Source organism: Mycobacterium sp. NGS15 (genome assembly GCF_059813245.1).
Genome location: NZ_JCALEF010000007.1, coordinates 206,382 through 229,591, shown reverse-complemented (window position 1 = coordinate 229,591; position 23,210 = coordinate 206,382). Strand labels below are relative to the sequence as shown.

The following is a 23,210-nucleotide window of genomic DNA, read 5'->3' as shown; positions in this document are numbered from 1 at the left end:
CGCGGAATTGGAGACCAATTTCCGCGCCAGGCTCGCACTCGTCGTTAGTGGCAGGACTTCGTGGGGCGCGGATCGTGTGGATCGTCGGGATCCGGGTCGCCGAACCAGCGCGACGGCTCGTGTGAGCCGTACTCGTCGTGCCAGTCCCACCATTCATATGCGGGGGACTGCGGGTAGCCCTCCGGCGAGTCCTCCCATGTCTCCTGGCGGCCTAGCGCCGTCATGTCGAGGAAGGTCCAGGTGTTGTTGAACGCCTCGTCGCCCCGGTTCTTGATGAAATAGGTGCGGTACACCCGATTCCCGTCGCGGATGAATGCGTTGGTGCCATGCCAGTCGTCGACATCGAAGTCGCGGTCGAAGGAACTGTCCGCGGCGATGGTGTACCAGGGGTGATGCCAGCCCATCCGTGTCTTGATGCGTTCCAGGTCCGCCTGCGATCCGCGCGAGGCGTAGACGAGGGTGGTGTCGCGGGCATTCAGATGGGCCAGATTGCCGATGTGGTCGGCCATCAGTGAGCAGCCGGTGCACCCATGTTCGGGCCAGTCGCCCGTGCCGGGGTCGATGAAGGCGCGGTAGACGATGAGCTGGCGGCGACCCTGAAACAGGTCGAGGAGGGTTACCGGGCCTTCTGGTCCCTCGAACCGGTAGGACGCGTCCACCTCAGTCCACGGCATACGCCGGCGTTTGGCGGCCAGGGCGTCGCGGGCCCGGGTGAACGCCTTTTCCTCGATGAGCATCTGCTGGTGCGCGATTGCCCAATCCTGGGCCGACACGATCGGGGGAGTCCTCATGATGTTGCCCTCTCTATGGTCTCGGCGAGCTGTTTGATTCGCGCCAACCGTCGATCCCATGCCGCTCCCACCGCGGCGAGCTGCTCGGCGATGCGGGCGACTTGTTCGGCGTTGGCGCGATACTGCTTCTCCCGCCCGTTTGCGGTGGCCTGGACCAGGCCTGCCTTGTCGAGGACCGCCAGGTGTTTGGTCACGGCCTGGCGGGTGACCGGAAGGCGGTCGCTCAACGTCGTGGCCGTGGCCATGCCGTCGGTCAAGATGAGGTCGAAGACCCGCCGGCGGGTCGGATCTCCGACCGCCGCCCACAGATCGTCGTCGATGACGGCTGTCGTCATGGCCGGCCCGCCAGCTCGCTCACGCAGGGAGCGAGGCGGGGCAGGTGCCGCGCCCAGCCCTCCTCGTGTGCCTCGTACTGCTCGATGACGTCGGCGTCGGTTCGGCCCTGGTCCCGGAAGCCGACCTCAGTCATGCGTACCCGGGTGCCCGTCCCCTCCGGTGTGAGGTCAAATGTCACCAGTAGCGAATTTCCAACATTCGCCACGTGCCCCTCGGGATAACACCAACGGAACGAGAACCGCCAAGGCGGATCGACGTCGACAAGCGTGAGCCCGAAGATGTGGACCTCGCCGGGTTCCTCGCCGCGGAAGGTGATCTCGCCCCGTGCTCCCGCCGTCGGGGCGAACTCGGCCTCGTCCGGCCACCACTGCTTCATATGTTCCGGGCGGCTGATGACGGAGAAGACCACCTCCGGCGCCGCGTCGACGTGAAGTTCTCGCTCGATGCGTTCGTATGACATGTCTCTCCCAACTCGCAACAATCGGTTGCGTTTACCGTAACGCCAAAGGGGGGAGATATGCAACCATAAGTTGCAGGTGATTGGCCCTGCGGCGCGGTCCAGGGGTTTCGTTGTGTGGTGGGCGGCCCGGCGGGGCCTGCCGGTAGGCTGGGGAAGCTGTTTTAAGAAGCCCGCGCGTGATTGTTCACGCTTGCCCGATGAGGGGTCCCTTGGCACTGTTCTTTGAGATCATTGGTTACGCGCTTCTGCTCTTCTGTTTGCTGCTGTTCGCGCGCATAGTGATCGAGACCATTCAGTCCATTAGCCGCGATTGGCACCCGCGAGGCGTCACGGTCGTGATTCTGGAGCTGATCTTCACCATCACCGACCCTCCTGTGCGGTTATTGCGCCGTCTCATTCCGCCGCTCTCTCTTGGTGCGGTGCGATTCGATTTGTCCATTACTTTGCTGCTTTTGGTCGGATTCTTTGGCATGCGGGTGGCGTTCCTGATGGCTGCTGGCTAAGCCTCCAGCGACGCTGAATTTCGGTATTCAACTCACATCGATCTGGATACGAATGCGCGTCATATCGAAAGCCTCAGAGTATTTTTATGCACGTCAGAGGGATACTTAACGCGCTCTGCTGCGACCGGCGGGTCGGATGTGACAGGATGGACGCCAGTTACAGTGACACGGCATGTTCGTTTTACACTGCAATACGATTCCAGACGTCGAGACTTGATAGGGGCAGGCAATGCCGCTTACACCAGCTGATGTACACAACGTCGCGTTCAGTAAGCCACCCATCGGTAAGCGTGGATACAACGAGGACGAGGTTGACGCCTTCCTCGACCTGGTGGAGAACGAGCTGGCCCGCCTGATCGAGGAGAACTCGGATCTGCGTCAGCGGGTTCAGGAGCTGGACCAGGAGCTCGTTGAAGCCCGCAAGGGTGGCGGCGCGGCCCCCGTTTACGAGGCGCCCAAGCCCGAGAAGAAGCCCGAGCCCGCTAAGCCCGAGCCCACACCGGCACCCGTTGTTGCGGCCGCTCCGGCCGGAGCGTCGACGGAGGAACATCACGTCCGCGCGGCCAAGATTCTTGGTCTGGCACAGGACACCGCCGACCGTCTGACCGGGAACGCCAAGGCCGAGTCGGACAAGTTGTTGTCCGATGCTCGCGCAAATGCGGACCAGATCGTCAGCGAGGCCCGCGCCACCGCCGACAAGACGGTCACCGAGGCACGGACCAAGGCCGAGGCGTTACTCTCGGATGCCCAGACCCGTTCCGAGACCCAGCTGCGCCAGGCGCAGGAGAAGGCCGATGCCCTGCAATCCGATGCCGAGCGCAAGCACTCGGAGATCATGGGCACCATCAACCAGCAGCGCACGGTGCTGGAAGGGCGTCTGGAGCAGTTGCGTACATTCGAACGCGAGTACCGCACCCGGCTCAAGACTTACCTGGAGTCTCAGCTCGAGGAGCTCGGCCAGCGCGGTTCCGCGGCGCCCGTCGATGCGGGTGCCTCGAACGAAAATGCATCCAAGGAAGCCGGTTTCGGCCAGTTCAACCGTGGGAATAACTACTGATCTAGATCGGTCTAGGCTCGCGGCACGTATGAGGAGTGATTCGCGATGCTGATCGTCGCACTGGTGTTGGCCGCTGTCGGTCTGGCGGCCCTGGTGACAGCGGTGGTCACCAGTAATGAAGTTCTTGCCTTCGTGTGTATTGCCGCGGCCGCCATCGGCGTGGTGCTCATGATCGTCGACGCGATTCGGGACCGGCATGCCGGCGCGCTGGAATCCGACGAGGAGTCCGACGCGGACGCCGAGAGCGATGACGACGGGGCCGACGAGCAGGGGACCGACGAGTCCGGAGCCACCTCAGCCGATCAAGCCGACGGCGACTCAGTAACCGATGTGGCAGTAGCCGATTCGACCCAGACATCGGTGATCCCGGCGGTACACGAGGGCTCGGCGCCCGCCGCTGTCAGCCTCAAGGAGGCCGCCACCGCGGCCCATATCCATCCGTCTGCCGAAGAGACCTATGAGCAGTTCGATGTCGACGACGAGGACGAGGACGAGCCGCACCGGTCTTGACGGGATTCCTCGCCAGATGTCACGTAGCGCATTCATGAGTGTGGCCGCTGTTGCGGCGCTCGCCCTGTCGGCATGCCAGTCCGCCGATCAGGCCGCGGGCAGTCACCCGGCAGCCATGGCCACCATCGTGCTGGTGACGGCCCAGACGACAGTCCCCCCGCCGTCCTCGCCCAGCGCGCTCGGCGAGGAGCCTGACGGAGGCGCACTTTCGGCTCCTGTCAGCCCATTCGACACTTCTTCCCTGGCGGTCATCAGGCTGGACCCTCCGCTACTGCGTGCGGTCCAGGACGCCGCGACCAGTGCCTCGGCCGACGGTGTGACGCTTCTGATCACGTCGGGCTGGCGCTCGCGGGCTTTCCAGCAGCAGTTGCTCGACGATGCCGTACAGACGTACGGGAGCCTGGCGGTCGCCCGGCAGTGGGTGGCCACTCCCGACGAGTCGCAGCACGTCCAGGGCAAGGCCGTCGATGTCGGCCCCGCGTCTGCTTACGACTGGATGCTGAGGCACAGCACGCAATTCGGCCTGTGTCAGGTCTTCGCCAACGAGAAGTGGCATTACGAGCTCACCGCGGATGCCGAAGGGCTGTGCCCGCCGCTGCGTACCAATGCGGCAGGCTAGCCAGACACGCTTCTACTTCCGGCCGGCGGCGGCCTTGGCGAGCTGACCTGAGATGGATTCCAGTGCCTGGGTGAGGCTTTGAAAGGGAGTCTCGGGGTTGCGTTCGTGGTAGATCGCGGTGACGATGATCGGCAAAGTGACCGTCGCTTCAGGGTATTTCGCGATATCGATGAGAGCCGTGGCGTCCTCGGCGGGGACGCCCTGGTCTTAGAGACGGTTCGCTTGCTGGTGTAAGTCCGACCAGAACGCGATGCCGCGATCGATGGCCGCGTCGACCTCGGCATCGACGAGCACTGGACCGTGCCCGGGCACAACGATTTTGGCGCCGAAAGCGCGGATGCGCTCCAACGCCACGATCCAGTGGGGGATAGAACCCGACCAGACAACCTTCACGATCCCGCGAGTCAGCAGATCGCCGACTCGCATCGGCGACCTCTCTGCGTGAAGACGTGCTGGCACTGTTGGGGGCCTTACTCCGGGAGCTGCACCGGATCGGGGTCGGCAATTACCGCTGCCTATTGGCCGAGGCCGACGAGGAGTTGGCCGACGACATGACGACGGCAATGGCCGGATGGGTCGATCAAACGGTCCTGAGGGCCCTGGCCGATGCCCGCGAGCGCGGCGAGATCGGCCCGGAGGGCATCCCGTTGCCTGTCGCGACGAGCATCCTCGCGCTCATGCGTCACGAGCTGTTCTTCACCCGTAAACCCTTTGGCGAGAGCAAGCTCGCGGAATTGATCGACACTGTCTATCTGCCGCTCATCAATCTGACATCGCGCGGCGGAAATGCGGTGTGAAGCGTGTCGCGGGTGGGGGCGTGATGACGGCTTCGCCATCCAACACAGCACAGAGAGGCGCGTCTGACGATGCCTTTATTCTCCTGTTGTTGTGCGAGCCGGTAAGAGTTGTCGGGATCTCCGCTGCTCGCAATGCTGCCGCGCCCTGGGGTTGACTGCCTGCTGCCAGTGTCGACGGGACGCCGGTTTGTCGCCTACATCTCAAAGGGTTTGTAGTGCAACAAATTCAGCCGAGGGGCGTAAAAATCGACTGTTGTGCGGGGCCGACGTGCCTTCCCACATGATCGCGGGGTGGGGCAGCACTGTCCTTGGCGGCACCGCTGTGGTGGTCGATGCCCCACAGGTGTCGGGTGCGTCACAATCACGCTGCGGTAGTGACCCATTCGGTCCGTAGGCACTGTCCATCGACCTACGGCGCTGGGATGGTCAACCTATAGATGACAGATTTCGTCTACCAGTTGCGAAGGCTATCGGCCGGTCTTATCGTTTGTGGTATCAGGTTCACGGCGAGCGATCGCCAAGTGCCAACGTTGTCACCTGATCGAAGTTCGAATCTATCGCCAAGTGGCAGAGCAGTTTTCGGCGCGCCCGGAGCGAACCAGACGGCAGAGATGAAAGGCACTCTGATACTCATGAGCAATCCGCTTAGCTATGACGAGGTTCACGCTATTGTGCGTGAGGAATTGGCCGAGGTGCTGGGAATCGAGACCGATGAAGTGACGACAGCGCCGATGTCTGATCAGGGCGTAGAGTCGCTCGACATCGTCGAACTCCGGCGCAATCTGGAGTCGAAATTCCGCGTTACCTTCCCGCGCGGTAACGTTCTCAGCGCTCTTGCCGATGAGCTTGGCGGTAAGGATCGCGTGTACGACGCAGAAGGTCGAATCACCAAACTGGCTGAAAGTGCGTTGTATCAATCCGCGTTCGGCTACACGGCTGCAGACTTCCAGGCCGGTGCTTGGCCGCACGAGGTTTCGGGGGCGACGACGACTGCCCATTGGGCGTCCATGGCGCATCGCCTGCTCAATCCTTCGGCTGGGCAGATCACCGGCGATGAACTTCTGGTCGCCGATGTGCGAGAAGCGCTTGCTCAGGCCAACTCGGTTGTCGCATAGCGCCTTTAGCTAAAGCATCATCACAGATGGAGCTACAGAAACAGTCACCTGACGACGACGATGTAGTCATCACAGGGATTGGACTTGTCGCGGGGACGGTTACTGATCCCGAGGAGCTCTTTTGGCAGTTGACTGACGGTGCCTCCTTCATCCGGCAACACCAAGAGCATCGCGATGCTGAGTTGCCCGCGTCGGTTTCTGGGCATGTAGATGAGGAAACCGTGCGCAAGCTGGCGCGCGCCCTGCCCGAGCAGGCGTCTCGGGTTGGTGCGGCCGGCGTGCTCGGATGGCATGCGGCAGTACAGGCTTGGAAGCGCAGTGGCTTGCCCAACCTTGCGGGCAGCGACCGGGTCGGTGTGTTTGCCGCTTGCAACAAGCTCGCCTTCGCGCCGGACACGCTCGCGGATCTGTCTCGGCTCTATGACCGGCAAGCCGGCACGTTCGATCTCGACGCCTACCTGGACCATCTCGAGGCCGTATCGGATCTTCCGGATGCTCTTCTGCAGTTTCTTCCGGATACGATGACCGCCTCTCTGGCCGAGTATTTCGGCCTCGGTGGCCCGCTGGTGACTCATGCGGAGGCTTGTGCCGCGGGCGGTGTGGCGATCGGCAGCGGTTACCGGCATATTCGCTCAGGCGAATTGGATGTGGCGCTTGTCGGCGGCGCCGAGCGGCTGACTACCTACAGCATCGTCACGGCTTTCGCCGCGCTCGGCGCGCTCGCTCCCACCGGTGACAAACCAAGCGCCGAGATAAGCAGGCCATTCGACAAGGGGCGCAACGGTTTCGTCATCGCGGACGGCGCCGCGTTCCTTGTGCTGGAGCGACGCTCGCATGCCGAAGCACGTGGTGCACAGGCGCTGGCAAGAGTCGCCGGCTACATGGGTACCGCTGAAGCGGTACGGATAACCTCAAGCGAGCGAGACGGTGCGACATACGCGGAATGTATGCGTGCCGCGATCGCTGATGCCGGTCTGAGTCCGTCAGACATACATCATGTGAACGCTCACGGGACGGGAACGCAAGCCAACGACGAGTGCGAAGCTGCAGCCCTGCACTTGGTGTTCGGTGCCGGTGCGGCCTCAATTCCGTTGACCAGCACCAAGTCCTCGCTCGGCCATGGTTTTGCGGCAAGCGGCGCCATCGAAGCAGTGCTGTCTGCGATGAGCTTGCGTGAACAGGTTATTCCGCCCACGCTGAATTTCAGTGAACCGGATGATGTCACGAAAGGGCTCGACGTAGTCACCAAGGCCCGGCACCACGAATTCGACACCGTGCTCTCCAACTCCTTCGGCTTTGGCGGCATGAACTGCACACTAATCCTGGCAAAGGAAGCGTGACACTCAATGAATCAACGCTTGGCGGTAGGACTGTGTAATCCAGGCTTGTATTCCGCAACCGGGCTTGGCGTGGAGACCGTATGGGAAGCACTGCGAGTAGGAAAAAAGAGCACTGTCCCAAACGAATTCATGTTCGGATCGTGGTCTGGGATTCCTGAAGTCTTCGCAGTTCCCGATCCAGATGCATCGACGCTTGGCATCCACCGAAAAGCACTGCGCACGACGGTGAAACAAACTCGCTTGGCGATGTATGGGGCCCAACTGGCGCTGAAGGGCATCTCAGATGTTGGCCGCCCTGAGTGGGGCGCCTATCTCGGACTGCCCATGGTTCTCAGTCCTCTACTGCCGCAATGTGATACACCTAACCTCGGCGAGGTGGCGCAAGATCCCGAGAAAATCGCAGAGCTGTATCTTCGAGATATTCCACCGTTCTTCGCGCTGACAGATTCGAATAACACGGTGGCCGGCCATATCGCAATCCTGTTCGGGTTGACCGGCCCTACATCGGTGTATTCGCCCTTCTCCGACGCAGGCATGCAGGCGCTGATCGAAGGCGCACTCGCAGTTGCCGAAGGCGACTGTGAGACCGCGTTGGTCGGTGCGGTAAGCCCGTCTATATCCCCTTGGCTGGCATTGCAATACGACGATCTGGACTGGAACGGAGCGATCCCCGGCGAAGCGGCGGCATTCTTTAGCGTCGGACAGTCCAGCGATGTTGTACTCACGGGCTACAGCCGCGGGTTCGCCACCAGCCAGACTCGCCCCGAGGTGCTCGCGGAGACATTACGAGATGCGTTGCGCGTGGCCGAATTATCGGTTGAGGACGTTGGCTGGATACTGGCCGATAGCCCATGGACCGACGAGATAGCCCACGCTCAGCATGCCGCGATTGGGAGCGTGTTCAACGACCAGGCACCGGTGTTCTCCGCGGAGCAGGCTATCGGAGTAGCCGGACCCGCACAGCCCCTAGTGCACGTGTTGTTGGCCCGGCATGGACTGCTGCGCGGGCTGCGGCTGCTCCCGGCGAGCGGAACCGCCGATGAAGCCGTGGCCGAAGAATCACTGTCAAACAATCAGGCGGTTGTGGTGCTCAGTTGCGGTGTCCAAGGACAGGTTTGCGCTGTCGTAGTGGAAAAGGTGACGCGATGAGCGATGTGAACCAGCCCAGACACGGCAATCGTGTACTGGTGACGGGTCTTGGCGTGGTCTGTGGCCTTGGCATGAACTGGCAGTCCATGTGGGACGGATTGGTCAACGGGCGCTCGGCAATACAGGCATGGTCGCCGCCCGATGTTCCGAACTTTCCCGTCGGCTACGCGGCACCGGTAGACGATCAAGCGTTCACCGCGTTGTTTCCCAATTTCGGTGCGCCGATGGAGAAGCGCACCCGGTTCGGCCTCGCCGCCGCGCAGCAAGCACTGGAGGACGCCGGTGTGACGAACGCTGCGGCACTGGGCCGCGTCGGTGTTTCGATCGCCTCGGAAATGCCAGAACGTGAATCGGGAGAGTTGTTGAGTGCGTACGTCGATGGCGTCGTGGACTGGAAACGCGTACACGAACAGCAGATCGGCCTTGACCGATCCCACGCGCCGTTGGCCACTGGCGATGCCTTGGCGACCGAAATCGCTACGCGCTCCGGCCTAGCTGGTCCCACGCTGAACCTCAATACGGCGTGCGCCGGAGCAACACACGCACTCGGGCACGGCTTCCGGATGATCCGGCGTGGGGAAACGGACGCCGTGATCGCCGGGGGAGCGGTTAGCCCACTGAATCTGCCGATAATGACGAGTCTGTACCTGCTCGGCGCCCCATCAACATCAAAACTTTACGGCGACCGGCTATGTCGAGCGTTTGACCGCGACCGCAGTGGGATGGTCACCGCCGAGGGGGCGGCAATGGTGCTCTTGGAGAGCGAGTCGTCGGCACTGGCGCGCGGTGCGCACGTGTACGGCGAGGTGGCGGGATTTGGCAGCTCGCTGGACGCATATCAGGTGACCGCACCGCACCCGCAAGGATGCGGGTCGGTTTTGGCGATGCAGCGTGCCCTTGCCGATGCTGGAGTCGCCCCGTCCGAGGTGGGTTATGTCAGTGCGCACGGTACATCCACCCCGCTGAGTGACGCGGCCGAGACAGCTGCGATCAAGGAAGTGTTCCGCACCGGTGAGCATTACCGCTCACTCATGGTCAGCTCTATCAAGACGATGCTGGGTCACATGCTCGCCGCGGCGGGTGCCCAACAGCTGATATCTACGGTGCTGTCGTTGCGCGACGGGATCATTCCGCCGACGCTCAACCTGGAGAACCCCGACCCGGCCTGTGACCTTGACTATGTGCCGGGTCAGGCCCGCAAGGCCGATATCGAGGTGGCAATCAACAACTCGCTCGGGTTTGGTGGGCTCAACGCTGCTCTGGTGGTACGCCGTTATGACAACTGAACATTCAGATCAATCAATAGTCGTGACGGGAACAGGCGTGGTGCTGCCGACGGGTCGTCACATCACACCCCTGTGGGACGCCTGGACTGACGGGAAACCGGCTATCTCGCCGTACCTCGATCCGCTGGTCTCCACGCGCCGGATCACGCATTTCGGCCATATACCGGCCGAGGTCGTGGAGCAAAGCCGTGAAGCAGTGCCACACAGACAGCGGAAATACGGCACCCCATACACCTTCAACGCGGTGTTGGCAGCTCAAGATGCGATCGCCGAGGCTGGACCTGGCTGGGCGAGGGTCGATGACCGTCGACGAGGACTATTTGTCGCACAAGACAATTCCACTACACCTAGCATCGGAACCTTCGCTCGAGGACTGACGCAACTGGGTGAGGGCCGCGAAATCGATTTCGGCGCACTGACAAACGAGCTACTCATGAACGGAGGGCTTGATCCGTTCACCATCATTCATGCCCTTAACAACAACACGCTCGCGCTGGTAAGCATCGTCCATGAGCTCCGCGGGGATTGCGCAGCGCTGGTCCAGGGCGAATCTGCGGCGGTCACCGCACTGCAACGTGCCAAGTTCAGTCTGCGTAACGGGCATTGCGATATCGCACTGGTAGTGGGTGCGGGCAGCTACAACGAACCACTCACGCTGGCCGGGCATTACCGCCTGGGCCATCTCAGCAAAGACGCTGGCGGCGATGGCCAGCTGCGGAGTTTCGATAGTGCGCAAGACGGAACGGTCCTGAGCGAGGGCGCGGTAGCGCTGGTGTTGGAACGCTCGCGAGACGCGACCGCGCGCGGTGCCACACCGCTGGTCCAATTATGTGACACGGTTGTCGTTTCGGGCAGCCGCGGCGCCGGGCCCGCACACATCGCTCACCGTTACGACGACATGCTGCACCAGAACGGGATTGGGACAGAGCAACTCGGCGCGGTGCTGGCCGACGGCAAGGCGGCCCCCGGCTACGACACCGCCGAGATCGAACTGCTCACAACCTTGTTCAAGGGCAGTGGCATACCCGTATCGACCGTTCGGCCGATAACCGGCACACCGGGCGCAGCCAGCCCGCTGGTTGATCTGGCACTCGCCGGGCAAATTTTCACCGAAAATACTCTGCCGGCAATCGCCCATCTCGGGGATCCACTGTCTGATCAGCTCGAGTTCGTACAGGGCGGACCCCGAAAGCAGCGGATCGACTCAGTTCTGGGCACCTATACCAACTTCAACGGAATCTCCAGCGCGGTACTGGCCAAACGTCCAGACGCGGCGGTCGCGGCGTGAACATCAGGACCACTTGAGCATCACAAACCAGGGAGAAACGTGTCTTTGAGCGGCAAAGAGTTTGAAGGTCAGGTTGCGCTTGTCACCGGGGCCTCACGCGGAATCGGACGTTCCATCGCATTGGCGCTTGCCGAACATGGGGCGGATATCGCGTTGCACTACGGAAACTCGAAACCGGCAGCAGAAGAGGTCGCCGAAAAAATATCCGCATTGGGTAGACGGGTCGTCCTCTGTCAGGGCGACATAGCCGATCCGGCAGTACCCGAGCTACTGGCGGATACCGTGCACGCCGAATTCGGCCGGATCGATGTCCTCGTGAACAACGCGGGCACTCACGGAGCCGGACTGCTCCTGGACATCGCCCCGGACTATCTCGAGGAGACGGTGGCCACCAATCTCCTGGGCCCCATCCGGATGACGAAAGCTGTCGTCGCGCACATGCTGGGCCAGCGATACGGACGAATCGTCAATATTTCATCAGTGGCCGCCGACAAGCCCGATAGCGGTCAATCTACTTATGCCGCAACCAAAGGTGGCTTGGAGTCGTTTACCAAAGCCATAGCCGTCGAGTTCGCGTCGCGAAACATCATCTCAAACGCGGTGGCGCCAGGCGTGATCTACACCGACATGGCAGAGATTACGCGTACACATGTTCCCGCCACCTTCGAACGATTGAAGGCCCAGATACTGACCAAAGACTTCGCGAAGCCGGAAATAGTCGCCGATGCCGTCCTGTACCTCGCGAGCCCCCACAACACCTACATCACGGGCGAGGTTCTACACATCGACGGCGGGTACAAGATGAAATAGCGCTCAAATCCGAAGAGCGCGAACGCATCAGAATTTCTCAAACAGCATCCGCCGGGTTTCGTCACAGACGGGCGCATCGACAGACTAAGGAGGACAGGTGCGAAGGACCGATGAGTTACTGCCTGGCAATCCTTGGCTGCGCAGGCTCCGCGACGGGAACGGTGCGACGCGGGTGATCTGTTTCCCCCATGCAGGCGGTTCCGCCAGTTACTTCAGGCGATTGGCAAAGATGCTGCCAGTCGACACCGAAGTGCTCGCCGTGCAATATCCGGGACGGGGAAATAGATTGCGCGAGCAGCCGATAGAGTCAGTGCCCCTGCTCGCAGAAGGCATTGCATCGGCCCTGCCCGCTAGCGATAAGCAAGACGTACTTTTCGGTCACAGCCTCGGTGGCCACATCGCGTTCGAGGTGGCGCAGAGGCTGCCCGTTCGCAAACTTGTGGTGTCCGGGATAGTGGCACCGTCCAAGGTGGTCGATCTCGGTTATCGCCTGCTCAACGAAGCCGAAGGAATCGAAAGAATAGCGGCTTTGGGCGGCCTGCCACCCGAGATCCTCAACGAACCTTCGGCCCTCAGCGCTCTTTTCCCGGTGCTGCGTAGCGATTTCACTGCCGGCGAGACATACACTCCACCGCCCGATGCGACCGTCGCCTGCGATATCACCGCGCTCATCGGTGACAAGGATGTCTTGGCCCCACTGGAGCGGGTGAGTTCGTGGCGCGAACACACCCGCGCCAAGTTCGATCTGCAGGTATTCCGCGGCGGTGGGCATTTCTACTTGGAAGACCACATCGACGAAGTAAGCGCCTGTCTCATCCAGGTGTTCAACGTCAGCCCAATCATCTAGGCGACGATGCAAAAAGCTACTGGCGGAGAATTTCTGACCCCACTGGGAAAGCGAGGAAGTGTGTACAACTACATCGTCACGTCCCCCGGGCAAGGTGTGCAGAAGCCGGGCATGCTCGACCCTTGGCTGACCCCGTCCGCTGCGCGCGATCGCATCGCCATCTGGTCTGACGCGGTCAAGTTCGACCTGGTGACCGCCAGCAGAGATGAGAACTCCTTGCGTGATACCGCCGTCGCTCAGCCGGTCATCATCGCGGCGGCCCTGTTGTCACTGAGCGTGCTGCGCGAGAAAGTCGATATCTCCGGAGACGGCGCACTATTCGCCGGCCACTCGGTGGGTGAGCTCGCTGCCGGGGTTGGGGCGGGTTATCTGACTGATGAGGCCGCACTGACGTTGGCCGGCGTGAGGGGCGGTGCGATGTCGTCGGCATGCGCCCTCGCCGCCACCGGTATGGCTGCGGTGATGCCGACGAAAAGGGGCGGCGCGTCAGATGACGAGATTGTGGCCAAAACGCATGAACATGGCCTCTCGACAGCCAACCGCAACGGCTGCAACCAGTTCGTAGTCGCCGGGCCCCTCGACGCTGTCGAACGTTTTGCCGACGCGCCACCCGAGGGCATGCGCGTCATGAAACTGGACGTGGCGGGTGCCTTTCACACCTCGGCGATGGACACCGCGATATCCCCGTTTGCAGAAGCAGTGAATAGCTGTCCGGTTTCGACCCCGTCGTCCCCCATGATCGGCAATAGTGACGGCGCGATCATCGAAGGTCCCATGGACTTCAAAAAGCGGTTGACCGCCCAGATCAATTCGGTGGTCCGTTGGGATCTGTGTGCCGCCACGATCGCTTCGGCAGCAACTGCCGACACTATCGTCATCGAACTAGCGCCGAGCGGACCGCTGACCCGTCTCGCTGAACGTTTAAACGCAGAATTTCAGACCGTTGCCATCCGGGAGCCAGGGGACGTGGAGTTGCTCACCGGCGAGTTTGCCATTGATTAGCCACGTTCGGTGCGAACACCGTGCGTAACAGGGTCAATAGCCGAGAAAGGAGGCAACGTGACAGACACGCGGCCATATCAGGACCCGGCGGATGCGCCTGGCACGCTCATTCGGCCACTTAGTCGCCTCGAGGCATACTTCACTTTTGGGTATGGGCATTTCGGCGGGCATTCGATGCTCATCTCGGGGGAGCTGGACATCCAAGCTCTCAACGACACCTTTATCGAGATACAGCTCCGTCACGAATCCTTACGAAGCGTCATCCACAAGGACGGGCAAATTCCCCAGTTTGTGATGGGACACCAGCCGCCCAGGCCGATCCGTATATTCGAGGGAGAAGACCTGTACACCCGCCCCACGGGACGTCAGGCCGCATTCGATCAGACGCAGCAGCTCGTCTACGTCGATCTGCTTACGGGCAAGGACCACGCCCGCGTAACTTTTTTTCTGCACCATGCCATTGCGGACGGCCGCCACGGATCGGCGCTCCTCAACGAATTCTGGAATCTGTATGTTCAGCGCGTCGAGGAAGGGCGGTTCCCGCCGGCCAGCACCCAAAGATTCGCGCAATCCGGCGAGTACTTCCTGAACCGCACTCAGTATCCCGGCGCGGATCCAACGGTGAAAGCCGATGAAGCACTGCATGCGCCACTGTGGGATGAGGCCGCGCTGACCCAGAAAGTCCCGCCGCCTCGGGAGCCTGCGCTCGCCAACCAGATAACGCTGGAAAAGCTCGGTAGGGCAAGTCTTGCGCGGCTCAGTCATATCGAAAGCATCTCGATCAACTCGCTTGTTTCCGCAGCTTTGATCCGTGCGCATGTTCGCTCCGGCTACCCCGTCCCGATATATTTCTATCCGGTAGATCTTCGCGACTGTGTCACACCCCCCGTTGGCCCCACCGAGGCAACCAACTTGTTCTCCAACGCATGGTTCGGCGATAACGAGATCGGGCCCGATCTGGTCACACTTGCCCGAAAAATACATATTCAACTCGATAGAGATCTAACCGAAGGAACAATCCACCGAACACGCGTCAGAAATGAGCCCACTCCGCTTCTCTCTGATAAGTCCTTCACCGGTGCAGTCCATGCCACCCATTTGGGCAGGATTCGTATTCCACGGTTGCCGGGGAATATCCTCGTACGCGATATCACACCCTGTTTCGCATCGGCATTAGGGCCAGCTATGTATTCGTTCTTATACGGTCGGGAAGTCACCGTATACACGATCGACTCGCTGAACCAGCGACTGCGCGTGGGGTTCCTTGCCGGGAATCACGAAAAGAGCGATGAGCTTCTTGCGCACGTCGAAGACGAGCTGACCGTTGCCACAGGCACGCGCATCTGATGGCGTCCCCTCGAGGGCTCGGCGCGTTCGGACGCAAGGTTGTCCGGCGCGGCTGGTTGGTTGCGGTGATAGCGGTCGCGGTCTCGCTCGCATTCGTATCCGTCGCAAAGGTGCGTGAATTATCGGCCCCGTCTGGGCCGGTGGTGAGTCCGAAGGGCGCGCCGAAGCTTCCGTCGTTCGCTCCCAAGCATGTGGTCTACATGGTGTTCGGGACATCCGCGGGCGCCGGCACGCTCACCTACCTAGACGTCGACAGCAGACCACACCGTGTCGACTTCGCAGCCTTGCCCTGGTCACACGAAGAAGTCACGACGCGTACGTCAATGTTGGCCAATCTCATGGCGCAGTCAACCGGAGATCAACTCGGATGCAGGATCATCGTCAACGGCGAAGTCCGCGACGAACAGATACAGAGTCGCGAGCAGGCATCTGTTGCGTGCAAGGTGAAGTCGGCATGAGCGCCGCACGAGGCGGTGTGGCGCGTGGGTAACAAGCATGTGGGGCCCGACCACGGCGTAAGGCGCCCGTTTGTCGCGCACGCCGTTCGTGTTCTCGCCATCCCGATCGTTCTCTTCTGGGTCGGCGTCGCGGTGCTGCTCAGCGTGTTCGTGCCCAAGCTCGATGGCGTGACAAAGCAGCATGCGGGGCCGATGGTTCCCCTAGATGCGCCCTCGCAGCGCGCCATGCTGCACATTGGTGAGAAGTTTCAAGAATCGACCTCCACGAGCCTTGCGTACATCCTCCTGGAGACGGAGGGACGCATACTCGGGGATGCCGACCACAAGTACTACGACGAGCTAATCCGTTTGCTGGATGCGGACAAGCAGCATGTTCAGTTCATCATGAACATGTGGGGTGAGCCCATCACCGCCGCGGGCAGCCAGAGCCCCGACAACAAGGCTGCATACGTGATGGTGCGTCTGGTTGGCGATATCGGCGAGTCCGCCGCCAACGAGTCCACCATCGCACTGCGCAAGACGGTGCAAGACACTCTTCAACGCACTCCGCCTCCACCCGGACTACGTGTATACGTCTCGGGGGCGGCGCCGCTGTCTGCGGACCTGCTTGACGCCGGCGACAAAAGTATGAAGCGGGTGCTGCTTTTTACGATTGCCGTCATCATCATCATGCTCGTCCTGGTTTACCGTTCCATTGCCTGCGTGCTGTTGATATTGCTCACCGTCGCCTTCGAATTCACGGTATCCAACGGCATTGTTTCTTTTTTCGTGGTGCACAACATCATCGGCATATCGACATTCGCGACCAGCATGGTCGAGTCGCTTATCATCGCGGCCGGAACGGATTACGGCATCTTTCTGCTCGGCAGGTATCACGAGGCACGCAATGCGGGCGAGGATCGGGACCGTGCGTTTTACACCACGTTTCACGGCGTATCGCACGTCATTCTGGGGTCGGGGCTCACCATCGCGGGGGCATGTCTATGCCTCGGTTTTGCGCGACTTGGCTACTTCAATACGATGGGGCCGGCCTGCGCCATCGCGATGTTGGTCACGGTCGCGGCGGCTTTGACGCTCGGCCCGGCCCTGCTGGCAATTGCCAGTAAATTTGGCCTTCTCGACCCGAAGCAGGCCGGGCAGTCCCGGGGATGGCGCAGGGTGGGCACGATCGTCGTGCGCTGGCCAAAGCCAGTCCTGGTGGCCTCAAGTGCAGCCGTACTGGTGGGAGCCATATTTCTGCCGTCCTACCGGGTGAGCTACAACGAGCGGGCCTTCCAGCCGGTCGACACTCCAGCCAACGCCGGATTCATGGCTTCGGACCGGCATTTCGCCGGCGGAAAACTGAACTCGGAAATGCTCTTGATCGAGTCCGATCACGACATGCGAAACCCCGCCGATTTCATCTCACTCGATCATGTCGCCAAAACGATCTTCCACACGCCTGGGATCGCCCAAGTTCAGGGCATCACGCGGCCCGAGGGCCGTCCCATGGAGCGCGCGTCAATCGCCAACATACTGGCGGGTCAAGGCAGCAATAGTGGCCAACAGCTGCCATTTACCGAGAATCAGATAGCAGACTTAGATAACCAAGTGGCCGTCATGGATAACACAATCTCAATCATGCAGACAATTCTTGGACTCATGGATCAAATGACGCAACTCACCCACGAGATGGTGGGGACAATGGAAGAAATGAAGGCGCTGGCCGATCAGGTGGAAATAAACATCAGCGCCGTCGACGACTTCCTCAGACCTATCCGGAATTACTACTACTGGGAACCGCATTGCCCGGACATCCCATTGTGCTGGATGGGGCGGTCGATGTTCGAGTCGATGGACAGTATCGACGGGATGGCCGCGTTGGCAGGTGACGCATTGGCCTCCATGCAGGTTATGGACCAGCTCGTGCCCCGGATGGCCGCCCAGACACGTATGGCATTGAATGACATGACCATCATGCGCGGGATGATGGTCAAGTCGCGCGGCACCCAGGCGCTTAACACTTACACCGCGGCCGATGACGCGAATGACATGATCGATATCGGCCAGGATTTCGATGACTCCCGCAACGACGACCTCTTCTATGCGCCGAAATATATTTTCAGCAACACGGACTTCCAAGTCGCTCTCCGGTTTCTTGTTTCGCCGGACGGTACCGCGGCGAGGTTCATCATCAATCATGACGGTGAGGCGCTGAGCCCCGAGGGTGTATCGCACGTTGAAGCCATCGAAAAGGCTGCTTACGAGGGCCTGAAAGGCACATCCCTGGCCGGGGCGAAGATCTACCTCGGAGGTTCGGCCTCGAATTATCGGGATATCGAAAAGTACGTGACCTCCGACCTACTGATCGCTGCTATCGCCTCATTCACCTTGATATTCGTGATAATGCTGATCATCACGAGGAGTCTCATCGCCGCATGCACCATTATCGGCACAGTAGCCTTCTCCTTCTCGGGAGCATTCGGGTTGGGCATATTGGTCTGGCAACACATAATTGGCCTCAACCTGCACTGGATGGTCCTCCCACTCACCTTTATCCTCTTGGTCGCGGTGGGTTCAGATTACAATCTTCTGTTGATCGCACGAATGAAGGAAGAATTACAGGGCGGAATCCAGACTGGAATCATACGGTCGGTGGGGTCGACCGGCGGCGTTGTGACAGCCGCCGGTTTGGTTTTCGCATTCACCATGCTGTCCATGGTCCCGAACGATCTACGTGCCATCTCGCAAGTGGGCTCGATTATCTGCGTAGGACTCCTGCTCGACACTTTGATTGTGCGTTCGTTCATTGTCCCAGCAATCGCCAGGATTTTGGGCCCATGGTTCTGGTGGCCGCGGGTCGTGCGTTGGCGCCCGGCACATGTATCTGGGGCGGTGCTCACAAGCGCGCCGAAAGGAACCTGATTCCGATGCCCGCCGCTGAATCACAGCAGGATGACACCGCACACAGAATCCGTGCCGAGTCCCGAGAGTTTCGGATCGCGGCTGTGGGTCTGCTCCTGGCCTCGATGATCGGCCCCGCACAGCTGTATTGCATTCAGGGAATTCTGCCGCAGGTCGCTCAGGGACTGCGCATCTCTGAGGGTGACAGCAGACTCGTTTTCCTGGCCGCATTTGCCGGTTTCGCCGTCGGATTGATCCCCATCAGCCTGTTGTCTGAACGCTACGGTAGGCGCAGCATTTTATTGATGTCGTCAACGCTCGCGACGTTGATCTGCCTACTTCTGGTGTTCTGCAATGACCTCACGGAAATCGTCTTACTAAGGGGCCTCCAAGGCGTCCTCTTGGCCGGTGTTTCCGCCATTTTGATGGCATACATAGGGGAGGAGTTCGAGCCCCCAGCCGTTACCCCCGCGATGGGGATCTACGCTGCCGGAAATGCTCTCGGGTCACTCTTGGGCCAAATGTTGCCAGCTTGGATCGTGGGGGGTACAGGTTCATGGAGGCTGGCGCTTGGCCTGCTGGCCGCGCTCTTACTTGTGGTCGTCATGATTTCTGGCATGACACTCCCGCGTTCGAAATTCTTTGTACCCAGCGCGATCTCATACATCAAAGAATCTGGACTCTTCTTCTCACACCTTTCAAACCGCCGGTTACTCGTCATCTACCTGCTGGTTTTTTGCTTCATGGGCGCGATTATTTCGATATTCAATGCCTTGCCCTTTAGAATGGAATCGCCACCATTCAATATATCTCCGAGCGTGTACGGTACATTTTTTCTGGTTATCCTGGCGGGCGTTTTCGCCGCGAAGGCCTCGGGCGGCGTGGCCGCGAGAATCGGAATCAGAATAACGTTACTGCTGTCTGTTGTCTTGATGATGGCCGGAGTTGCGCTGCTAGCCATTCCCACAGTCTGGATCATTGTTATCGGAGCAGCGCTTGTCACCGCGGGCGCTTTTGCCGGTTACACGTGCCTGACTAGTCTGTCGGCAAAAATCGCGGATAGAGGTAGGGCTCAGGCATCTGCGCTTTTTCTCGCGTCGAGCTTCACTGGGAGCGCGATGTTGGGACTAATCGGTAGCCGTGTGCTCACGGATACAGGGTGGAACGGCCTATTGGCGTACATCAGCGCACTGATGGGGCTTGGCTTCTTTTTGGCGCTCACCGTCCGCGATACAACATCCGATGACACCGAGCAGAAGGTAGGAAATCGTGACCAGTCCCGTTGACCCGCTCCTGATGTCAGTCCTCGAGGCGAGCCCAGCGGTACAGCTCGATCGGCCCGAGGATTTGACCCTGGCACGTGAGTCCCGCCGACACGTTGCCCCTAGCGACGCGCAGTTGCCCACGGTGGGTTGCGTGAAGGACACCTCGATTCCTGTCACCGATGCACCCCCTATCGCGGTGCGCATCTACTGGCCAGCGGTCTTTGAAAGCGCCGGAGAACTCCCACTTGTCCTCTATTACCACGGCGGCGGTTTCGCGTTGGGCAGTATCGATACTCACGACTGGGTGGCACGTTCGATATGTGCACATATCGAAGCGGTGGTCGTGTCGGTGGATTACCGTCTCGCACCGGAAAACCCTTACCCAGCCGCTGTCGATGACGCATTTGCCGCACTCAGCTGGGCGGCAGAACACGCCCCAGAATTGGGCGCGGACCCAGCCAGAATCGCCGTAGCTGGCGATTCTGCCGGTGGCAACCTCGCCACCGTGACCGCTCAGCTGGCCGAAATCCGCGGTGGCCCACATCTTAAGTTTCAACTGCTCTGGTATCCGGGCACCACCAGCGATCTTTCCTTGCCGTCGGTCATCGAGAATGCCGACGGCCCGGTCCTTTCCCGGGACATCATGAGGATCTTTGGCCAGGCGTATCTCGGTGAGCTATCGGAAACCGCTGACCCGGCAGCACTACCGTTCACCGTTGCGCCGGTCAATGGGAAGCTCGATGGTCTGCCCCCCGCATATATCGCCACCGCGCAATACGACCCTCTTCGAGACGACGGCAAAATCTACGCGACGCTACTGGCAGATGCGGGGGTGCCGGTCCAGCTTCGCAACGCCGACACTCTGGTCCACGGCTACCTTGATTTCGCCAGGATTGTTCCGGCCGCGAACGAGGAGTTCCAGCTTTCCCTCGACGCTTGTAAAACCGCGTTGCAGGCATCTCCTCGCCCGAAAGCCGGGCCCTGAGCAAGTTCCACGTTGGGGGCCGCAGCTGGGCAGGGTGGCTTGGCGGGGTGCTGGGGGAGGCCATACCGGGACAGAACATGCCGAGGTCTGTAGGCAAGCCTGGGCCCGCGGTCTCGATTACGACTCGCCCAAACCAGCGGGTCGGCGACTGCCGACCTGAGTCATGTCGTTTCACGGTGTGATCGCGGCTTCGCCACTCAGTGTGTGTCCGAGGGGGGACTTGAACCCCCACGCCCGTTAATAGGGCACTAGCACCTCAAGCTAGCGCGTCTGCCATTCCGCCACTCGGACAATCATGCTGCGACAGGGCCACCAGGCCCGTTGGCTGCCGTCATAGGCTAGCGGAAACACTGTACGGAGCCCAAACCGGTTCCCGGCGCGTTGGCGTCCCAGGAACCGTGCGGACGGTGCGCAGCGTCCGACGATGGTAGGAAAGGTAGTTGTGACTTCTGAGAATCCGGCGCCCGAGGACGAGGTCGTCGAACTGGTCAGCACGCTGATCCGCTTCGATACCTCCAACACCGGTGAGCTGGAAACCACCAAGGGCGAGGCCGAATGTGCCCGCTGGATCCAGCAGCAGCTGGAAGAGGTCGGATACAGCTGTGAGTACGTCGAGGCGGGCGCGCCCGGACGCGGAAACCTCTTTGCGCGGCTACCCGGGGCGAGCTCGGATCGCGGTGCCCTGCTGATTCACGGTCACCTCGACGTCGTCCCCGCCGAGGCCGCCGACTGGAGCGTGCATCCCTTCTCGGGGGCAGTGACCGACGGCTACGTGTGGGGCCGCGGCGCGGTCGATATGAAGGACATGGTCGGGATGATGGTCGCGATCGCCCGGTACTTCAAACGGTCCGGGACGGTCCCACCGCGCGACCTCGTCTGGGCATTCGTCTCGGACGAGGAGAACGGTGGCAAGTGGGGCTCTCAGTGGCTCGTCGACAACCGCCCGGACCTGTTCGAGGGCATCACCGAGGCCATCGGCGAGGTGGGCGGTTTCTCGCTCACCGTGCCGCGTAAGGAAGGCGGGGAGCGGCGTCTGTATCTGCTGGAGACGGCGGAGAAGGGCATTGCCTGGATGAAGCTGACCGCCAAGGCGCGGGCCGGCCACGGCTCCATGGTGCACGAGGACAACGCGGTGACCGCGGTCGCCGAGGCAGTCGCAAAACTTGGCCGGCACCGATTCCCGATAGTGCTCACCGAAGCGGTCACCCAATTCCTCGCGGCGGTCGCCGAGGAGACCGGCTACGACTTCGACGCGGACTCACCGGATCTGGAGGGCACGGTCGCCAAGCTGGGATCCATCGGCAAGATCGTCGGCGCCACCCTGCGCGACACCGCCAACCCCACCATGCTCAAGGCCGGTTATAAGGCCAATGTCATTCCGGCGACCGCCGAGGCTGTCATCGACTGCCGGGTGCTGCCCGGCCGGCTGGATGCCTTCGAGCGCGAGGTCGACGAGATCATCGGGCCCGATGTCGAACGCGAATGGGTGCAGTTGCTCCCGGCCTATGAGACGACGTTCGACGGCGATCTGGTCGATGCGATGAACGCCGCCGTGCTCGAATTCGATCCCGAGGCGCGCACCGTGCCGTACATGCTCTCCGGCGGAACCGACGCAAAGGCATTCGCCCGGTTGGGTATTCGCTGCTTCGGCTTCGCGCCGCTGAAGTTGCCGCCGGACTTGGACTTCGCCGCACTGTTCCATGGCGTGGACGAGCGGGTGCCCGTCGACGCATTGACGTTCGGCACCAAGGTTCTTCAGCACTTCCTGCTCAACCACTGATCACACCCCCTACGGAAAGGACACCACATGGCTTCCCCCTACGACGCCCTGCCACAGCTACCGGCCTTCACCCTGACGTCCGCCAGCGTCACCGACGGACAGCCGCTCGGTCTCGAACAGGTGAGCGGGATCATGGGTGCCGGGGGACAGGACGTTTCGCCCGAGCTGAGCTGGTCCGGATTCCCCGAGGAAACGCAGAGCTTCGCCGTCACGGTGTACGACCCGGATGCTCCGACCGGGTCGGGTTTCTGGCACTGGGCGGTGGCGAACCTACCCGCCACGACGACGCGGCTGCCCGCAGGCGTGGGCAACGGAAGCGACTTGCCGGGGGATGCGATCACGTTGGCCAATGACGCGAGCCTCAAGCGGTACGTCGGGGCGGCGCCGCCGGCCGGCCACGGTCCGCATCGGTACTACATCGCCGTGCACGCGGTGAGCGTGCCGAAGCTCGAGCTGCCGGCGAGCGCCACTCCGGCGTACCTGGGCTTCAACCTGTTTGGGCACGCGATCGCCCGCGCCGTCATTCACGGCACCTACGAACAGAAGTAACTTCGCCCGGCTTTGGTCGGCGAGCAGACACGT

The 23,210-nt window shown here is 61.2% G+C and carries 22 protein-coding genes, 1 tRNA gene and 2 pseudogenes; 20 read left to right on the top strand and 5 right to left on the bottom strand.

What is annotated here, in order from left to right:
- Positions 1 to 44: 44 nt before the first annotated feature.
- From AC5Y5C_RS21940 to AC5Y5C_RS21930, 3 genes are read right to left on the bottom strand one after another with little or no spacing between them, the layout of a single operon-like run.
- Positions 45 to 791, bottom strand: a complete 747-nt coding sequence (locus tag AC5Y5C_RS21940; protein ID WP_499976443.1) for a DUF899 domain-containing protein — start codon at positions 789 to 791, stop codon at positions 45 to 47.
- The gene (locus tag AC5Y5C_RS21935; protein ID WP_499976441.1) at positions 788 to 1,126 is read right to left on the bottom strand and encodes an ArsR/SmtB family transcription factor; all 339 of its coding nucleotides are present in this window, start codon (positions 1,124 to 1,126) and stop codon (positions 788 to 790) included. Before AC5Y5C_RS21935 ends, AC5Y5C_RS21940 begins: the two co-directional genes overlap by 4 nt.
- Entirely contained in the window at positions 1,123 to 1,587 is a 465-nt protein-coding gene (locus AC5Y5C_RS21930) for an SRPBCC family protein (RefSeq protein WP_499976438.1), read from the bottom strand. Before AC5Y5C_RS21930 ends, AC5Y5C_RS21935 begins: the two co-directional genes overlap by 4 nt.
- A 209-nt stretch (positions 1,588 to 1,796) precedes the next feature.
- Between AC5Y5C_RS21930 and AC5Y5C_RS21925 the strand changes: the two genes are divergently transcribed.
- The 4 genes from AC5Y5C_RS21925 (at position 1,797) to AC5Y5C_RS21910 (ending at position 4,276) form a co-directional block, all read left to right on the top strand.
- Positions 1,797 to 2,090, top strand: coding sequence for a YggT family protein (locus AC5Y5C_RS21925; RefSeq protein WP_078326570.1), 294 nt, complete (start codon positions 1,797 to 1,799; stop codon positions 2,088 to 2,090).
- Between the two features lie 229 nt (positions 2,091 to 2,319).
- A complete protein-coding gene (gene wag31 / locus AC5Y5C_RS21920; protein WP_499976436.1) occupies positions 2,320 to 3,147 on the top strand; it encodes a DivIVA-like cell division protein Wag31 in 828 nt (275 codons plus the stop codon).
- Between the two features lie 45 nt (positions 3,148 to 3,192).
- Positions 3,193 to 3,657, top strand: coding sequence for a hypothetical protein (locus AC5Y5C_RS21915; RefSeq protein WP_499976434.1), 465 nt, complete (start codon positions 3,193 to 3,195; stop codon positions 3,655 to 3,657).
- A 16-nt stretch (positions 3,658 to 3,673) separates the two neighbouring features.
- Positions 3,674 to 4,276 carry a M15 family metallopeptidase gene (locus tag AC5Y5C_RS21910; RefSeq protein ID WP_499976432.1) on the top strand — a complete coding sequence of 201 codons (603 nt, stop codon included), beginning with the start codon at positions 3,674 to 3,676 and terminating at the stop codon, positions 4,274 to 4,276.
- Between the two features lie 12 nt (positions 4,277 to 4,288).
- Here the strand turns inward: AC5Y5C_RS21910 and AC5Y5C_RS21905 are convergent.
- Positions 4,289 to 4,693, bottom strand: a pseudogene (locus AC5Y5C_RS21905) (MBL fold metallo-hydrolase); the annotation flags it as partial.
- Here AC5Y5C_RS21905 and AC5Y5C_RS21900 point away from each other — a divergent pair.
- The 14 genes and pseudogenes from AC5Y5C_RS21900 to AC5Y5C_RS21835 all read left to right on the top strand — a co-directional run.
- Positions 4,693 to 5,073: pseudogene (locus tag AC5Y5C_RS21900) on the top strand (TetR-like C-terminal domain-containing protein); the annotation flags it as partial. The pseudogenes AC5Y5C_RS21905 and AC5Y5C_RS21900 sit on opposite strands and share 1 nt — an antisense overlap.
- Positions 5,074 to 5,684: 611 nt before the next feature.
- The gene (locus AC5Y5C_RS21895) at positions 5,685 to 6,188 is read left to right on the top strand and encodes a phosphopantetheine-binding protein (protein WP_499976767.1); all 504 of its coding nucleotides are present in this window, start codon (positions 5,685 to 5,687) and stop codon (positions 6,186 to 6,188) included.
- 26 nt (positions 6,189 to 6,214) lie between these two features.
- Positions 6,215 to 7,528, top strand: coding sequence for a beta-ketoacyl-[acyl-carrier-protein] synthase family protein (locus AC5Y5C_RS21890; RefSeq protein WP_499976430.1), 1,314 nt, complete (start codon positions 6,215 to 6,217; stop codon positions 7,526 to 7,528).
- Positions 7,529 to 7,534: 6 nt separating this feature from the next.
- Positions 7,535 to 8,677 carry a beta-ketoacyl synthase N-terminal-like domain-containing protein gene (locus AC5Y5C_RS21885; protein WP_499976428.1) on the top strand — a complete coding sequence of 381 codons (1,143 nt, stop codon included), beginning with the start codon at positions 7,535 to 7,537 and terminating at the stop codon, positions 8,675 to 8,677.
- On the top strand, positions 8,674 to 9,963 hold the full coding sequence (locus tag AC5Y5C_RS21880) for a beta-ketoacyl-[acyl-carrier-protein] synthase family protein (RefSeq protein WP_499976427.1): 1,290 nt from the start codon (positions 8,674 to 8,676) through the stop codon (positions 9,961 to 9,963). Before AC5Y5C_RS21885 ends, AC5Y5C_RS21880 begins: the two co-directional genes overlap by 4 nt.
- A 22-nt stretch (positions 9,964 to 9,985) precedes the next feature.
- Positions 9,986 to 11,251 carry a beta-ketoacyl synthase N-terminal-like domain-containing protein gene (locus AC5Y5C_RS21875; RefSeq protein ID WP_499976425.1) on the top strand — a complete coding sequence of 422 codons (1,266 nt, stop codon included), beginning with the start codon at positions 9,986 to 9,988 and terminating at the stop codon, positions 11,249 to 11,251.
- A gap of 39 nt (positions 11,252 to 11,290) precedes the next feature.
- On the top strand, positions 11,291 to 12,061 hold the full coding sequence (locus AC5Y5C_RS21870) for an SDR family NAD(P)-dependent oxidoreductase (RefSeq protein WP_499976423.1): 771 nt from the start codon (positions 11,291 to 11,293) through the stop codon (positions 12,059 to 12,061).
- A 97-nt stretch (positions 12,062 to 12,158) separates the two neighbouring features.
- The gene (locus AC5Y5C_RS21865; RefSeq protein ID WP_499976421.1) at positions 12,159 to 12,908 is read left to right on the top strand and encodes a thioesterase II family protein; all 750 of its coding nucleotides are present in this window, start codon (positions 12,159 to 12,161) and stop codon (positions 12,906 to 12,908) included.
- Positions 12,909 to 12,968: 60 nt separating this feature from the next.
- Entirely contained in the window at positions 12,969 to 13,910 is a 942-nt protein-coding gene (locus AC5Y5C_RS21860; protein ID WP_499976765.1) for an ACP S-malonyltransferase, read from the top strand.
- 9 nt (positions 13,911 to 13,919) lie between these two features.
- On the top strand, positions 13,920 to 15,257 hold the full coding sequence (locus AC5Y5C_RS21855; protein ID WP_499976420.1) for a phthiocerol/phthiodiolone dimycocerosyl transferase family protein: 1,338 nt from the start codon (positions 13,920 to 13,922) through the stop codon (positions 15,255 to 15,257).
- The gene (locus tag AC5Y5C_RS21850) at positions 15,257 to 15,715 is read left to right on the top strand and encodes an MmpS family transport accessory protein (RefSeq protein ID WP_499976418.1); all 459 of its coding nucleotides are present in this window, start codon (positions 15,257 to 15,259) and stop codon (positions 15,713 to 15,715) included. Before AC5Y5C_RS21855 ends, AC5Y5C_RS21850 begins: the two co-directional genes overlap by 1 nt.
- A 24-nt stretch (positions 15,716 to 15,739) precedes the next feature.
- Positions 15,740 to 18,619, top strand: a complete 2,880-nt coding sequence (locus AC5Y5C_RS21845) for an MMPL/RND family transporter (RefSeq protein WP_499976416.1) — start codon at positions 15,740 to 15,742, stop codon at positions 18,617 to 18,619.
- A 5-nt stretch (positions 18,620 to 18,624) separates the two neighbouring features.
- The gene (locus AC5Y5C_RS21840) at positions 18,625 to 19,884 is read left to right on the top strand and encodes an MFS transporter (protein WP_499976414.1); all 1,260 of its coding nucleotides are present in this window, start codon (positions 18,625 to 18,627) and stop codon (positions 19,882 to 19,884) included.
- A complete protein-coding gene (locus AC5Y5C_RS21835; protein WP_499976412.1) occupies positions 19,868 to 20,848 on the top strand; it encodes an alpha/beta hydrolase in 981 nt (326 codons plus the stop codon). The genes AC5Y5C_RS21840 and AC5Y5C_RS21835 overlap by 17 nt, the downstream gene beginning before the upstream one ends.
- A gap of 205 nt (positions 20,849 to 21,053) precedes the next feature.
- Here the strand turns inward: AC5Y5C_RS21835 and AC5Y5C_RS21830 are convergent.
- Positions 21,054 to 21,139: transfer RNA gene (locus AC5Y5C_RS21830), tRNA-Leu, on the bottom strand.
- A 133-nt stretch (positions 21,140 to 21,272) separates the two neighbouring features.
- Here AC5Y5C_RS21830 and AC5Y5C_RS21825 point away from each other — a divergent pair.
- Together AC5Y5C_RS21825 and AC5Y5C_RS21820 are read left to right on the top strand one after the other, a co-directional pair.
- On the top strand, positions 21,273 to 22,628 hold the full coding sequence (locus tag AC5Y5C_RS21825; protein WP_499976410.1) for a M20/M25/M40 family metallo-hydrolase: 1,356 nt from the start codon (positions 21,273 to 21,275) through the stop codon (positions 22,626 to 22,628).
- Positions 22,629 to 22,655: 27 nt separating this feature from the next.
- Positions 22,656 to 23,177: a YbhB/YbcL family Raf kinase inhibitor-like protein gene (locus tag AC5Y5C_RS21820; RefSeq protein ID WP_499976408.1), complete on the top strand. Its 522-nt coding sequence runs from the start codon at positions 22,656 to 22,658 to the stop codon at positions 23,175 to 23,177.
- Positions 23,178 to 23,210: the final 33 nt, after the last annotated feature.

Bases quoted from the DNA above. Each gene is read 5' to 3' on its own strand.
- AC5Y5C_RS21940 (WP_499976443.1), bottom strand. From the start codon at position 791: ATGAGGACTCCCCCGATCGTGTCGGCCCAGGATTGGGCAATCGCGCAC.
- AC5Y5C_RS21820 (WP_499976408.1), top strand. From the start codon at position 22,656: ATGGCTTCCCCCTACGACGCCCTGCCACAGCTACCGGCCTTCACCCTG.
- AC5Y5C_RS21885 (WP_499976428.1), top strand. From the start codon at position 7,535: ATGAATCAACGCTTGGCGGTAGGACTGTGTAATCCAGGCTTGTATTCC.
- AC5Y5C_RS21930 (WP_499976438.1), bottom strand. From the start codon at position 1,587: ATGTCATACGAACGCATCGAGCGAGAACTTCACGTCGACGCGGCGCCG.
- AC5Y5C_RS21910 (WP_499976432.1), top strand. From the start codon at position 3,674: ATGTCACGTAGCGCATTCATGAGTGTGGCCGCTGTTGCGGCGCTCGCC.
- AC5Y5C_RS21935 (WP_499976441.1), bottom strand. From the start codon at position 1,126: ATGACGACAGCCGTCATCGACGACGATCTGTGGGCGGCGGTCGGAGAT.
- AC5Y5C_RS21850 (WP_499976418.1), top strand. From the start codon at position 15,257: ATGGCGTCCCCTCGAGGGCTCGGCGCGTTCGGACGCAAGGTTGTCCGG.
- AC5Y5C_RS21825 (WP_499976410.1), top strand. From the start codon at position 21,273: ATGGTAGGAAAGGTAGTTGTGACTTCTGAGAATCCGGCGCCCGAGGAC.
- wag31 (WP_499976436.1), top strand. From the start codon at position 2,320: ATGCCGCTTACACCAGCTGATGTACACAACGTCGCGTTCAGTAAGCCA.
- AC5Y5C_RS21880 (WP_499976427.1), top strand. From the start codon at position 8,674: ATGAGCGATGTGAACCAGCCCAGACACGGCAATCGTGTACTGGTGACG.
- AC5Y5C_RS21915 (WP_499976434.1), top strand. From the start codon at position 3,193: ATGCTGATCGTCGCACTGGTGTTGGCCGCTGTCGGTCTGGCGGCCCTG.
- AC5Y5C_RS21840 (WP_499976414.1), top strand. From the start codon at position 18,625: ATGCCCGCCGCTGAATCACAGCAGGATGACACCGCACACAGAATCCGT.
- AC5Y5C_RS21895 (WP_499976767.1), top strand. From the start codon at position 5,685: ATGAAAGGCACTCTGATACTCATGAGCAATCCGCTTAGCTATGACGAG.
- AC5Y5C_RS21890 (WP_499976430.1), top strand. From the start codon at position 6,215: ATGGAGCTACAGAAACAGTCACCTGACGACGACGATGTAGTCATCACA.